This window comes from Ilumatobacter sp. (genome assembly GCF_965215205.1).
Lineage (GTDB): Bacteria > Actinomycetota > Acidimicrobiia > Acidimicrobiales > Ilumatobacteraceae > Ilumatobacter_A.
On the sequence record NZ_OZ244049.1, the window covers coordinates 1,669,821 to 1,682,716 of the forward strand.

A 12,896-nucleotide genomic window follows, 5' to 3' on the forward strand; every position below is an offset into this window, starting at 1 on the left:
GAGGGTCGGCGTCAGCGGGGTCGGGACCGGAGGGTCGACGGGGACGCTCAGGAGAGAGGATCGACCGCGGAGGCGCCGAGGGAGGCCGCGACGACCTCGTTGGCGAACGAGCCGCCCACCGTGTTCAGCCCGTGCGCGATCGAGGGGTCGCGCCGCGCCGCGCCCAGCGCCCCGTGGAGCGCGACCTGGAACTGGTACGGCAGCGTCGCGTTGGTCAGCGCGTAGGTGCTGGTGTGCGGGACGGCACCGGGCATGTTGCCGACCGCGTAGTGGAGAACGCCGTGCTCGACGTACACCGGGTCGTCGTGGGTGGTCTCGCGGGTCGTCTCGATGCAGCCGCCCTGGTCGACGGCGACGTCGACGATGACCGACCGGGGCCGCATCGCGCGCACGAGGTCCTCGCCGACCACGACGGGGGCGCGCCCGCCCGCGACGAGGACGGCCCCGATGACGAGGTCCGCCTGGGTCACCGACCGCTCGATCGAGCCCCGGTTGGAGGCGAGCGTCGAGATGCGCCCCTTGTGGATCTGGTCGACGTAGCGCAACCGGTCGAGGTCCATGTCGAGGACGGTCACCTCGGCCTCCATCCCCGCCGCGATCACCGCCGAGCTCCAGCCGACGTTGCCGGCCCCGATCACGACCACCTTCGCCGGGCTGACCCCGGGGACCCCGCCCATCAGCACGCCCCGGCCCCCGGTGTGGCGCTCGAGGAAGTGGGCGCCCATCTGGGGTGCGAGGCGACCGGCGACCTCGCTCATCGGGGCGAGGAGGGGGAGCGAGCCGTCGTCGAGCTGGACGGTCTCGTAGGCCACGCTCGTCGTGCCCGAGTCGAGGAGGGCATCGGCCACCTCGGGGTAGGCGGCGAGGTGCAGGTAGGTGAACAGGGTCAGGTCGTCGCGCAGGTGGCGGAACTCGGAGGGCTTGGGCTCCTTGACCTTGACGACCATCTCCTGCTCCCACGCCGCCGCCGCGGTCGTGACGATCGTGGCGCCGGCCGCGACGTAGTCCTCGTCGAGGATCGAGGCGCCCTCGCCGGCGCCCTGCTCCACGACGACCCGGATCCCGGCCCGCTCCATCTCGCGCACCCCGTCGGGGGTCATCGCCACCCGGTGCTCCTCGTTCTTGACCTCTCGCGGCACGCCGACGGTGCCGATCGCGGGACGGGTCGGGGCGTCGCTCATCGCCCCATCATGGACCGTGGGACGCGGCACCGCCGACGACAGCGACGTCGGGCGTCGGCGTCGAGCCGTGCGGTCGGGCGGGCGCGACGCGTCGATCTCGTGGCCCTCGTCGCGAACCGAGGAGGGCGCCGGATCGACGCGTAGCGTGGGACGGGGTGAACGGCCGATCGCACTACGACGTCCTCGGGGTGTCGCCGTCCGCCACTCCCGAAGCGGTGCGCGAGGCGTACCGGCGCCTGGCGCGGGAGTTCCACCCCGACCGCACGCACGGCTCGGCGGTCGGCGCCGAGCGGATGCCGAGCATCAACGAGGCGTACCGGGTGCTGTCCGACCCGGCCCGTCGTGCGGTGTACGACGCCGACCGACGAGCCGAGGCACGCCCCCGGCCGGGCCCCGCGGCCCCGAGGCGCATGCGCGCCGACGCCGACGCCGACGAGGGCGACCGGGACCCGTCGTTCGCGTACGGCTTCCCGGACGGTCCGGCTCGCGTGCCGTGGAGGGGCCTGCTGTTCGCGAGCGCCCTCGCGATCGTCGCGATCGTGGTGCTTGCCCAGTTCACCGAACCCGGCGAGCCGTCGGGCCCCGACGGGATCCTGCGCAACGGCGACTGCGTCGAGATCATGGCCAACAACGACGCGCGCGAGATCGCCTGCACCGGCACGGACGATCTCGTGGTGCGCCAGTTCATCACCCCCGACGCGACGTGCTCGACGGGGTACACCCGCTACCGCGACCGCCAGGGGATGGGCTACGCCTGCGTGGCCGAGGAGTCGAGCGGCACCTCCACCGGCTGATCGGCATCGAGCGGTGCGATCCGATCGTGCGTCAGAGGTTCGCGCCGACCCGCAGGCGGTTCCCGGACGGGTCGTCGACGACGAACTCGCGCATCGACCACGGGAGGTCCTCGACGTCGCCGACCTCGACGCCGGCGGCCACCCAGGCCGCGTGCCACGGAGCGACGTCGCGCACGTGGAGGTAGCCGACGGCTTCGTTCGCGACCGGGTCGAGCCCCTCGACGAGGCGCAGGTGCAGGATCTCGTCGCCGGAGTGGGTCACCCAGGCGTAGCCCGGATCGAACGACTCGACGGAGAAGCCGAGGCGTCGGTAGAAGGCGACCGCCTCGTCCATGTCCGCGACCGGGAGCACGATCTTGGTGACGACGCGCGAGCTCGGGAGGTCGGCCACGTCGGGGACCGTAGCCGGGCCGGACCGATGCCCGCCTGGATGAGGCGAGTGGGCGCAAAGGGATTCGAACCCCTGACCTCTGCCGTGTGAAGGCAGCGCTCTAACCAACTGAGCTATGCGCCCGTGATGCGAGCAGCACCGCTGCGGGCGACGAGACTCTACCTGCGATCGTCGTTCTCCGTCGGACCCCGTCCCCTCCGCCGCCGTCCCCGAGCGGGATCGGCGCGAGGGGTAGCCTCGGGGGGCGATGGGACGACGGCTGTGCGAGCGACCGGGGTGCTCCGAGCTCGCGGACGTGGCCTACGGGATGCGCACCGAGGACCTGGTGTTCTGGCTCGACGTCATCGTCGAGGCCGACGGCGAGGCCGGGGGCGTGCTGTGCCGACGCCACGGAGACTCGATGGTCGTCCCGCGCGGGTGGACCCTCGACGATCGGCGCGACCCCGACCTGCACCTGTTCCGGCCGCCCGCCCGACCTCCGACCGCTCCGGCGGTGCGGGCGCGCCGACCGCCCCGGAGGCCGACCGACGCCGAGCAGCTCGAGCTCGTCGAGCGACCGGCGGTCGCCACCACCCACGTGGCCGCCGCCGATGCCGCACCCCGCGATGCCGGAACGCCCGACGATGCCGTGTCGCCCGGCACCGTGCCGCCCGGCACCGTGCCGCCCGGCACCGTGCCGCCCGACGTCGTGTCGCCGCAGGACGTGTCGCCCGACGCGGCGCCGGGTGCCGCGACGCTCGTGAACCCTCGGCGCCCGGATGCGCCGCCATCGCAGGTCGACGAGGTGACCGAACCCGCCGATGCCCGGACCGACCAGGTGGCGCCGTGGTCGCCGGCGTTCGACGCCGACGACGACCTCGACGGGCTGCTCGCCGCTCGGGGCCCGTTGCTGTCGCGTGCGTTCCGTGGCACCGAGCGCCCCACCTGATCCGAACGTGGAGATCGTCCGGCACCTGCAGACCCCGGCCGATGCGCCGGCGCTGTTCCGCCACGTCGACGACCTCGACGCGTACACGGCGTGGATGCCCCTCATCCACGCCGTCGAGCGCCATGCGCCGGATGACCACGACGGCATCGCGCTTCCCGCCTGGTCGGTCGAGCTGCGCGCACGGGTCGGTCCGCTCGCCCGGTCGAAACGGCTCCGGATGGAGCGGACCGAGCGCGTCGCGGACCGCCTGGCCGTGTTCGAGCGCGCCGAGCGCGACGGCCGCGACCACGCCCCGTGGATCCTGCGCGCCGAGCTCGCCCCGCATCCCGACGGGACCGATCTGACGATGCGACTCACCTACGGTGGATCGCTGTGGGCGGGCGCGGCGCTGCACCGCATCCTCGACGATCAGGTGCGTCGGGGGAGCGCCGCCCTGCTGGCGATCGTCTCGGCGACCTGACCCCTCAGCGGTCGGAGCGCATCGCCGTCGTCGAGCGGGGCGAGGTGCTCCACGCCGCCAGACGGCCGTCGTCACGCCGCTCGAGGGTCAGCTCGAGACCGAAGCAGGCTCCGAGCGACTCCGCGGTCAGCGTCACGTCGATCGGGCCCGACGCCGTGATGCGGCCACCGCCCATCATCGCGACGTGCGTCGTCCCGGGAGGGATCTCCTCGACGTGGTGGGTGACCATGACGAACGGCGGCGACGTGGGATCGAGGGCGAGTGCGCTCAGCGTCGCGACGAGCTCCTCGCGCCCACCGAGATCGAGTCGGGCCGTCGGTTCATCGAGCAGGATCACCGCCGGGTCGTTCATCAGCGTGCGTGCCAGCAGGACTCGCTGCTGCTCGCCGGAGGAGAGGGTGCCGAAGCGCCGACCTGAGTGGTGCCTCACGCCGAGGCGCTCGAGGCACTCCGTCGCACGGCGGTCGTCGTCGTCGTCGTAGCGGTGCCACCACGGCTCCAGCGCGCCGTGGCGGGCGGTTCGGACGACGTCGTGGGCGACGAGGTCGCCTCGGAGCTGGTCGGCGAGCGCAGCGGATGCGTAGCCGATCCGGCGTCGCAGCTCGCGCACGTCGGTGCTCCCGAGACGCTCGCCGAGCACCTCGACCGTCCCCGAGGTGGGGTGGTCGTACATCGCCATCACCCGCGTGAGGGTGGATTTGCCGGATCCGTTGGGCCCGAGGACGATCCACCGCTCGTCACCGCCGACACGCAGGGACACCGAGTCGAGCAGGACGGTGCCGTCTCGCCGGACCACGATGTCGCGGACCTCGAGAGCGGGAAGGGGACCGGGCACGCAGCGACGGTACCGAGTCCTCGTGAGCCGGACGCACGTACTCCTGGCGTCTGACGCGAACGGTACTCGAGTACTCCTGGCGTCTGACGCGAACGGTACTCGAGTACTCCTGGCGTCTGACGCGAACGGTACTCGAGTACTCCTGGCGTCTGACGGGAACGGTACTCGCTTGCCTCGCTTCGGGTGAGGATGTAGCCACACAGCGTCACGATCGGCGGGAGTGTCTCCTGCCGGCGGACGCTGCCCGCCGACCCCCGACGTCCGAGGAGCCCACGTGCCGACACCCGCCACCACCCTGCTGCGCGCTGCTGCTGCCGCCGCGGTCTCGCTGACCGCGCTGACCGCGGTCGTCGGCGCGCCCGGAGCCGGTGCCGCCCCTCCCGGCGACGCCGTCCCGGCATCGGCGGACCAGCCCGCGACCGACCAGATCATCGTCACCCTCGACCGACCCGGTCGTCGGCTCGGCGCCCGGGCGGTCGACGCGGCGGCGCCGGGGCACGCTCGCTGCCGGGGTCCGCAGCCAGGCGGCGCTGGACGCCGCCATGCGGCGCCTCGCCCGTCGTGACGGGGTCGTGCGGGTCGAGACCGACCAGCGCATGCTGCCGACGTTCACGTCGTCGACCGGCTCGGTCGGCCACCGCACGGCGTCGTGCGGACACGCCCGGCACGAGTCGCGGCGACGCGCTTGAGTCGGCGACGGGATCTGCCGATGGCTGACCGTCACGAGATCGCAATGACAGCTACCATCCCGCCGATGTCCGCCCCCCGGTCGCCTCGCGCCCGACGCCGCCGCATCCGGTGCGCGCCCGTGCGCGCCGTGCTGCGGGTGGCGCTGGCGACGACGTTGGCGCTGTGCCTCGCTCCCGGGACGGTCGCAGCCCAATCGGAGACCCCGGCCGAGCGTGCCGCTCGGGAGATCCAGGCGGCACGGGACCAGGCCAACGCGGCGGCCGACGCCTACTTCGAGACCGAGTCGACCCTCGACGAGCTGGAGGAGGACCTGCTGTCGCTGCGCCGGCAGGAGGAGCAGCTCCAGCGTGCGGTCGATCAGCTCCGATCCGAGGTCGAGGTGGTCGCGCTCGCCCGGTACGTCGAGAGCGGGACCGAGGGCATCCCCCTGCTCACCGACGTCGGCGACCCCCAGGACCAGATCCAGGCCGACGTCTACGTCGACGTGCTGACCAACTCCGGCGCCGACGTGCTCGATCGATACGAGTCCGCCGAGATGGAGCTCGCGGCGAACCAGCGCGAGATCGCCGCCCGCCAGGACGAGATCGAGGCGGAGCGGGAGCGCTTCGCCGAGCTCGAGGAGGTGGCTCTCGCCGAGGTCGACCGCCTGCGGGCGATCGAGGACGAGCGGCTCGAGGACGAAGCCGTGCAGAAGGCGCTCGAGGCCCAGCTCGCCGCCGAGCGCGCCCGCCTCGAGGAGCAGGCGCGCATCGACGCCGAAGCCGCCGCGCGCGCCCGACCGAACCCCGGCCTCGTCGTCCCGCCCTCCACCGAGCCGCCGGCCACCACCGTCGCGCCGGCCCCGGCGACCGCGGCGCAGACCACGCCGTCCGGACCCGACGACGGTGACGCGGCGACGACAGTCGGCTCCGTCGCCCCCGACCCGTCCGGGTCGTCCGCACCCGCTCCGACCGCGGCTCCCTCGACGGCCCCGCCCTCGACGTCGCCGCCCGTCACCGACCCCCCCGAGACGACCATCCCGGAGAGCAACGGGGCCTCGGGCGGGACCAGCGGCGGTCGGACCGGAGGCGGCGGGGGAGGCAACAACCCGACGGCACCGCCGGCCGGGAGCGGGTACGTCGACGGGATCGTCTGCCCGATGCCGGGCTCCGCCTACGGGGACACGTGGGGCGCGGCGCGCTCGGGCGGCCGCCGCCACGAGGGCGTCGACATGATCGCCCCGCGCGGCATCCCGATCTTCGCCGTCGTGAACGGAGTCGCGACCTTCAAGCAGAACCGGCTGGGGGGCAACGCCGTGTCGCTCGTCGGCGACAACGGCCACCGCTACTACTACGCCCACCTCGATCGCTACGCCGGGTCGAGTCGGCGCGTCGCCCAGGGTGAGTTGATCGGGTACAACGGCGACACCGGCAACGCCCGCGCCAGCACCCCGCACCTGCACTTCGAGATCCACCCCGGCGGTGGACGGGCGGTCAACCCGTACCCGTCGGTGCGCGCCGCCGGCTGCTGATCCCCGCACGCACCGACCTCGACCGGACCACCCCCGTCCCGTCCGCGATCGACCGCCTCGGAGGATGAGCGCCCCGACGTTCGTGGCGGGGGGCCTCGATCTGGCAGTCTCGGAGCGATGGATCACGCAGAGGACGAGCTCACCGGTGCCCTGGCGTCGGCGCTGGGAGCCGACCGCATCACCGATCTGCGACGCCTGTCGGGCGGAGCGTCGCGCGAGACGTGGCGCTTCCGCGCCGACGGACGGGACCTCGTCGTGCAGCGCCAGCGTGCCGGCGACGAGCGCGACATGATGGTCGAGGCCGCCGTGGTCGGGGCGGCCGGGGAGGCCGGGGTCCGCGTCCCGCAGCTGCTGACGGCCGAGCGCCTCGACGACGGCACCTCGTTCATGGTGCTCGAGGCCATCGAGGGTGAGACCATCGCCCGCAAGATCCAGCGCGACCCAGAGTTCGAGGTGGCACGCGACGTCGTGGTCGCTCAGTTCGGCGAGGCGCTCGCCCGCATCCACGCGATGCCCGCCGACGCGGTCGACGGCCTCGAGACCGCCGATCCGGTCGCGGCCTACACCGAGCGGCTCGACGAGCTCGGCCAGCCGCACCCGGTGCTCGAGCTCGTCCGCCGGTGGCTGATCGACCACCGCCCCGCGGCGCACGACCCCGCCATCGTCCACGGCGACTTCCGTCTCGGCAACATGATCATCGGCCACGACGGACTGAACGCGGTGATCGACTGGGAGCTCGCCCACCTGGCGGACCCGATGGAGGACCTCGGGTGGCTGTGCGTGAAGGCGTGGCGGTTCGGGCAGCCCCCGCCGGTCGCCGGCCTCGGTGAGCGCGATCAGCTGTTCGAGGCGTACGAGCGGGCGAGCGGCCGGGCGATCGAGCCCGACGTGGTGTTCTGGTGGGAGGTCATCGGGACGTGGAAGTGGGCGATCATGTGCATCGGCCAGGCCGACGCCCACCTCAGCGGGACCTCGCGCAGCCACGAGCTGGCGGCGATCGGGCGCCGGGTGTGCGAGAACGAGCACGACCTGCTGGTGATGCTGGAGGACCGCTGGTGACCGAGCCGCACGACGCACCCGACATCGGCGAGCTGGTCGAGGCGGTCCGCGAGTGGTTGGAGCGCGACGTGATGGAGGCGACGGAGGGTCGGCTCCGGTTCCACGCCCGCGTCGCCGTCAACGTCCTCGCGATCGTCGAGCGAGAGCTCGAGCTCGGACCCGAGCAGGCCGAGCGGCACCGCACGCGGCTCGCATCGATCGGGGTGGCCGATGACGCGGATCTCGCCGCCGCGATCCGTCGTGACGACCTCCCCGCCGATCTCGCCGACGTCCTCTCGGTGCTGCGCGCCGCCGTCGACGACAAGCTCGACGTGGCGAACCCCCGCTACCGCGATCGCTGACCGTCGCGATGTCGGCTCCGTCGCGCTCCGGGTCCGACCCGGCGCACCACGAACGCGGCCCGGGTCCGACCCGTCACGTGACGGCGGGGGTCAGCGGGCGGTGATGCTGCGACGGCGGGTCGGCGAGAGGGTGACCTCGCGGCCGGCGGCGAGCTGCCCGCAGGCGGCGTCGATGTCGGTGCCGCGGTTGCGGCGCACCGTGGCGTTCGCACCGAGCTCCTCGAGCCGGTCCCGGAAGCGGTTCACGTCGGCCAGCGGGGTGCCGCGGGTCGGGTAGCCGGGCGTGGGGTTCAGCGGGATGAGGTTGACGTGCGCGCTCGGTCGCAGCCGACGGCACAGCTCGGCCAGCTCCTCGGCATCGCAGGGCCGGTCGTTCACCCCGTCGATCATCGCCCACTCGAAGCTGACCCGCCGGTTCTTCACCTCGAGGTAGTCGGCGCACGCCTCGACGAGGTCGTCGATCGGGTAGCGGACGTTGATCGGGACGAGCGAGTCGCGCAGCTCGTCGTTCGCCGCGTGCAGCGACACGGCCAGGTTCACCGGGAGCGGGAGGTCGCGCATCCGACGGATGCCGGGGACGATGCCGACCGTCGAGATCGTGATGTGGCGCGCGGACAGACCGATGTCGCCGTGGATCCGCTCGGTCGCCGCCCACACCCGGTCCAGGTTCGCCATCGGCTCGCCCATCCCCATGAACACGACGTTGCTCACCCGTCGATCCGACGCGGCGGCGCGCCGGGCGGCGCGCACGACCTGCTCGACGATCTCCCCGGTGGACAGGTGGCGCGTGAACCCGGCCTGGCCCGTCGCGCAGAACCCGCAGGCCATCGCGCACCCCGCCTGGCTGCTCACGCACACCGTCGCTCGGTCGCGGTAGAGCATCAGCACGGTCTCGACACGGCTGCCGCCGTCGAGCTCCCACAGGAACTTCACGGTGTCACCCGCATCGGAGACCGATTCGTCGACGAGCTCGAGCGCGAGCGGGAGCTCGTACGCGAGGCGGGCGCGCAGGGCCTTGGGAAGGTTGGTGACCTCGGCAGGGTCCGCGAGCCGCTCGTAGAGCCCGGCCCACACCTGGTCGAGCCGGTAGCGAGGTTCGCCGTCGAGCAGCTCGCCCAGCCCCTCGCGGGTCAGCTCGTACCGGGTGGTCCGATCCGCAGCCGTCACGCCCGCGACGCTACCGGCCGACCGGAGGCCCCCGCCCGGGTCGGCCCGTCGATCGAGCGGTGCGGTCGGCGGCGTCGCTCAGGCGCCGACGCTCAGGGCCCGACGCGACCGGCGAGGCCGACGTACTCGTCGATCCGGCCGCGCAGCACGTCGAGCGACGCCGTCCAGAAGGCCTCGTCGGTCACGTCGAGGCCGAACGATCCGCCGAGCTCCTCGGCGGTGTCCATCCCGGCGCGCGACAGCAGGGTGTCGTAGCCGCTGCGGAACCGCTCGGGGTCCTCCCGGTACTTCGCGAACAGCCCGAGCCCGAAGAGCAGGCCGTAGGTGTAGGGCCAGTTGTAGAAGTGCGACCCGTAGTAGTGCGGCTTGAGCAGCCACATGTACGGGTGCGCCGTCGACCGGTCCAGCCCGTCGCCGTAGGCTTCGGCCTGCGCCTCGGTCATCATCTCGCACAGCTCGGAAGCGGCGAGGGTGCGGCGCTGGCGGCGGGTGAACACCTCGGTCTCGAAGGTGAACCGGGAGCGGATGTCGACCACGACCTGGTTCGCGCCCTGGAGGTCGACATCGAGCAGCGCCAGGCGCTCGGCGTCGTGCCCGCCGCCCTGGAGCCGCTCGAGGCCCGCCTCGACGACGAGGGTCTCGCAGAAGATCGACGCGGTCTCGGCCAGCGCCATCGGGAGCCGGGTCTGCAGCGCCGTGCGATCGGCCAACGTCGTGTTGTGGTACGCGTGGCCCAGCTCGTGGGCGGTGGTCTGGGCCGACTCGGCCGATCCCGACCAGTTGAGCAGCACGAGGGAGCGGTCGCCCACGAACGGCATGCAGAAGGCCCCGCCCGTCTTGCCGTCGCGCGGCGAGGCGTCGATCCACCGCTCGTCGAGCGCGCGGTCGACGAGGCCACCGAGGTTCGCGCCGAACCCGCCGAACGCGTCGCGCACCACCTCGATGCCCTCCTCCCACGACATCGAACCCGACGCGACCGGCGCGGGCGCGATCAGGTCCCACCACGCGAGAGCGCCGTCCGCCCGCGCCGTCGCCTGCGTGGAGAGCGGCCTTCGCCCGCATCCAGCGGCGGAAGTCGGGCAGAGCCGCCGAGACGGCCGCCTGCATCGCGTCGAACGTCGTCCGGCTGACGGAGTTCGCGAACAGCGAGGCGTCGAGGGGCGACCCCCAGTCGCGCCGACGGTTGACGGTGTTCGCCTCGCCCTTGATCGCGTTCATCGCGGCGGCGACCGGGACCTCGATCGTCGGCCACGCCCGCAGCTCGGCGTCGAACGCGGCGCGGCGCACCGCGGGGTCGGGGTCGGTCGCGAGGCCGCGCACCGAGGTCATCGGCAGCGAGCGCGCGCCGCCGGGGAGCTCGACGTCGGCGCGCAGCTGCGAGGTGACCTCGCGCTGGAGGCGGCCCCACGCACCCGAACCGGTCGTGGACAGCTCGGCGTGGAGGTTCTCCTCGGGTTCCGACATCTGGTGCTGGGCGCGCTCGGCCAGGCGTGCGAGCGGCCCGACGTGGTCGGCGGCCACCTCGCTCACCGCCGCCAGCTCGTCCACGTCGAACGAGCTGACCCAGTCGGCGAGGCGGGCGAGCAGCGGTCGCAGCTTCGACTCGATCGGCTCCAGCTCGCTCATCGCCGCCTGGGCGGCCGCGTCGCGCGAGTCGGTCGAGACGGACGCGTGGACGTACGCGCCGAGGATGTCGAGGTCGGCCGAGACGCGGTTGAACTCGGTGATCACGGCGTCGGCGACCTCCCCGTCGCTCTCGTCCGCCCGACGGGCCTCGCCGCGGCGCACGCCGTGCTCGTCGAACAGCGAGATCAACCGGTCCACGTCTGCCCCGGCGCGCTCGTGGGCGTCACGGAACGATCGTGACTCCAGGCTCTCGTGGACGTCGGCGACGCTCCACCGCGGGAGGTCGTCGGCGACGATCGCGCCGGACGGGGGCTGTGCGTTGTCCATCGCCACAGTGTGGCGCCGTGGTCGCCGGGCCGCACCGCGGCGGGGACCGCGGTGCCTCGGCGCCGATCGCTCAGACCCGGTCGTCGGCCGGGGTTCGTTCGGAGCCGACGTCGTCGGGGAGGTGACCGGCCGGGGCGGCGTCGGCCGTGGCGTGACGCGGGGCGTCGATCGTGGTCGCGAACGCCGCGTTGCGCGAGTGGACGGAGAACCCCAGCCGTTCGTACATCGCGACCGCCCCGGAGTTCGCCGCGTCGACGTACAGCAGCGCGGTCGTGATCCCGAGCGCCTCGAGGTGATCCAGGCCGGCCGAGGTCAGCTCGGATCCGAGGCCGCGCCCGTGGAAGTCGGGGTCGACGGCGATCACGTAGATCTCGCCGAGCCGCTCGTCGACGTCGGGATCGGCGTCGAGGTCGGAGCCCTCGTGCACCTTCGTCCAGCAGAACCCGGCCAGGCGACCATCGACCTCGTGCATCCGGAACCCGTCGGGGTCGAACCAGTCCTCCTCGCGCCGCTGCGCGAACGTCTCGGCCGTCCACCCGCCCTGCTCGGCGTGGTCCGCGAAGGCGCGGTTGTTGACCCGCAGCCAGGCTTCGTCGTCCGTGTCGGGGACGAACGAGCGGGTCTCGATCGTGGCGTGGCGCTCGGCCGGCAGGCCGCGGCGCATCTGCAGCAGCGTCCGCGTCTGGACCATCCCGGCCGAGTCCGCCAGGGTCCGGTGGGCGGACGTCGGCTCGTACACCCACCAGTTGACGTCGCCCCCGCCCTCGTCGTGCACGACACCGAGCGCGGCGTCCAGCATCTCCGGGCCGATCGTGGCCATCTCGTAGCGGTGGTGGGGGTGGACGACGAGCTCGAACACGTGGGAGGCGTTGCCACGCGACACCTGGGCGTAGCCGATCGGGTGCTCGTGGCCCGGCTCCCACGCGACGAGGCCGACGAAGCCGTCGTGGCCACCGGTGACCAGGTCGAGGTACAGGTGGTCGGAGAGGGGGCGGCGACCGTCGGCGCGCGCGGCGGCGTCGAGCAGCTCTGTGACGTGGGCGATGTCGCCACGATCCATCTCGTGCTTGATCTCGAGGCGCCGCACGGGGGCACCGTACCCCGCGACCGCCGGACGCCGAGAGCTGCGCGTCGACGGGCGGTCGAGATTCCCGGGCGAGTTGAGCGAAGGGTTGTTGCAGGGGGATCGCGCTCGGTATAGGTTTGCACCACCAGGTTCCCGCCACCTGGTATGCGCGACAGCTGGGATCCGCCGCCCGGCGTCGCCCGTGCGACGGCCCTTCGCTCTGCGAGGGGCCGTCGCCGCGCGCAGGCACCCGCCGCTCGCGGCGTCGCCGCGCGTTCAGCCGGCGATCTTCTGCGCCCGGATCAACCCGCGCTCGGCGACGCGGAGCTGCCGCTCGGCCTCGTGGATCGCCGAGACGAAGTCGTCGCGATCGGCGCCGACGTGGCGGTCGGCGAGCGCGGCGACGCGCCGGCGGTACTGCGCGACGTTGTCCGCGATCGTCGCGAGCTCGGTGGCGGTGGAAGCGGTCGAACCGGCCATGTCGACGACGGTACCGGTGTCGGGGCCCGAGCCCGTCGGGG

Annotated in this window: 15 protein-coding genes and 1 tRNA gene; 8 read left to right on the forward strand and 8 right to left on the reverse strand. The window is 73.2% G+C overall.

Annotated features, from left to right (window positions below; all coding sequences use genetic code 11):
- Window positions 1-47: 47 nt before the first annotated feature.
- Entirely contained in the window at window positions 48-1,181 is a 1,134-nt protein-coding gene (ald, locus tag ACOOHC_RS07800) for an alanine dehydrogenase (RefSeq protein WP_420453426.1), read from the reverse strand.
- 155 nt (window positions 1,182-1,336) lie between these two features.
- Here ald and ACOOHC_RS07805 point away from each other — a divergent pair, with 155 nt between their 5' ends.
- Entirely contained in the window at window positions 1,337-1,975 is a 639-nt protein-coding gene (locus ACOOHC_RS07805; protein ID WP_420453427.1) for a J domain-containing protein, read from the forward strand.
- A 31-nt stretch (window positions 1,976-2,006) separates the two neighbouring features.
- Here ACOOHC_RS07805 and ACOOHC_RS07810 read toward each other — a convergent pair whose 3' ends face one another.
- Together ACOOHC_RS07810 and ACOOHC_RS07815 are read right to left on the reverse strand one after the other, a co-directional pair.
- Complete coding sequence (locus tag ACOOHC_RS07810; protein ID WP_420453428.1) at window positions 2,007-2,366, reverse strand: bleomycin resistance protein; 360 nt, start codon at window positions 2,364-2,366, stop codon at window positions 2,007-2,009.
- A gap of 49 nt (window positions 2,367-2,415) precedes the next feature.
- Window positions 2,416-2,489 (reverse strand) — tRNA-Val (locus tag ACOOHC_RS07815).
- A gap of 124 nt (window positions 2,490-2,613) precedes the next feature.
- Here ACOOHC_RS07815 and ACOOHC_RS07820 point away from each other — a divergent pair.
- A complete protein-coding gene (locus ACOOHC_RS07820; RefSeq protein ID WP_420453429.1) occupies window positions 2,614-3,294 on the forward strand; it encodes a hypothetical protein in 681 nt (226 codons plus the stop codon).
- Between the two features lie 7 nt (window positions 3,295-3,301).
- Window positions 3,302-3,754: an SRPBCC family protein gene (locus tag ACOOHC_RS07825; protein WP_420453430.1), complete on the forward strand. Its 453-nt coding sequence runs from the start codon at window positions 3,302-3,304 to the stop codon at window positions 3,752-3,754.
- Between the two features lie 4 nt (window positions 3,755-3,758).
- Here ACOOHC_RS07825 and ACOOHC_RS07830 read toward each other — a convergent pair whose 3' ends face one another.
- Window positions 3,759-4,589: an ABC transporter ATP-binding protein gene (locus ACOOHC_RS07830; protein ID WP_420453431.1), complete on the reverse strand. Its 831-nt coding sequence runs from the start codon at window positions 4,587-4,589 to the stop codon at window positions 3,759-3,761.
- A gap of 274 nt (window positions 4,590-4,863) precedes the next feature.
- Here ACOOHC_RS07830 and ACOOHC_RS07835 point away from each other — a divergent pair, with 274 nt between their 5' ends.
- From ACOOHC_RS07835 to ACOOHC_RS07850, 4 genes are all read left to right on the forward strand, one after another.
- On the forward strand, window positions 4,864-5,154 hold the full coding sequence (locus ACOOHC_RS07835; protein ID WP_420453432.1) for a hypothetical protein: 291 nt from the start codon (window positions 4,864-4,866) through the stop codon (window positions 5,152-5,154).
- Window positions 5,155-5,343: 189 nt separating this feature from the next.
- On the forward strand, window positions 5,344-6,789 hold the full coding sequence (locus tag ACOOHC_RS07840) for a peptidoglycan DD-metalloendopeptidase family protein (protein WP_420453433.1): 1,446 nt from the start codon (window positions 5,344-5,346) through the stop codon (window positions 6,787-6,789).
- Between the two features lie 117 nt (window positions 6,790-6,906).
- A complete protein-coding gene (locus ACOOHC_RS07845) occupies window positions 6,907-7,848 on the forward strand; it encodes a phosphotransferase family protein (RefSeq protein ID WP_420453434.1) in 942 nt (313 codons plus the stop codon).
- Window positions 7,845-8,189 (forward strand): DUF6285 domain-containing protein, encoded by a 345-nt coding sequence (locus ACOOHC_RS07850; protein ID WP_420453435.1) that lies wholly within the window; start codon window positions 7,845-7,847, stop codon window positions 8,187-8,189. Before ACOOHC_RS07845 ends, ACOOHC_RS07850 begins: the two co-directional genes overlap by 4 nt.
- Before the next feature lie 90 nt (window positions 8,190-8,279).
- On the opposite strand, the gene rlmN is transcribed toward ACOOHC_RS07850, so the two are convergent.
- A complete protein-coding gene (gene rlmN, locus ACOOHC_RS07855; protein WP_420453436.1) occupies window positions 8,280-9,356 on the reverse strand; it encodes a 23S rRNA (adenine(2503)-C(2))-methyltransferase RlmN in 1,077 nt (358 codons plus the stop codon).
- Between the two features lie 92 nt (window positions 9,357-9,448).
- Entirely contained in the window at window positions 9,449-10,318 is an 870-nt protein-coding gene (locus ACOOHC_RS07860; protein ID WP_420453437.1) for a M3 family metallopeptidase, read from the reverse strand.
- 475 nt (window positions 10,319-10,793) lie between these two features.
- Here ACOOHC_RS07860 and ACOOHC_RS07865 point away from each other — a divergent pair, with 475 nt between their 5' ends.
- Entirely contained in the window at window positions 10,794-11,222 is a 429-nt protein-coding gene (locus ACOOHC_RS07865; RefSeq protein WP_420453438.1) for a hypothetical protein, read from the forward strand.
- A 157-nt stretch (window positions 11,223-11,379) separates the two neighbouring features.
- Here the strand turns inward: ACOOHC_RS07865 and mshD are convergent, their stop codons facing one another.
- The gene (mshD, locus tag ACOOHC_RS07870; protein WP_420453439.1) at window positions 11,380-12,396 is read right to left on the reverse strand and encodes a mycothiol synthase; all 1,017 of its coding nucleotides are present in this window, start codon (window positions 12,394-12,396) and stop codon (window positions 11,380-11,382) included.
- Window positions 12,397-12,651: 255 nt separating this feature from the next.
- Window positions 12,652-12,855 carry a hypothetical protein gene (locus ACOOHC_RS07875; RefSeq protein ID WP_420453440.1) on the reverse strand — a complete coding sequence of 68 codons (204 nt, stop codon included), beginning with the start codon at window positions 12,853-12,855 and terminating at the stop codon, window positions 12,652-12,654.
- Window positions 12,856-12,896 lie beyond the last annotated feature (41 nt).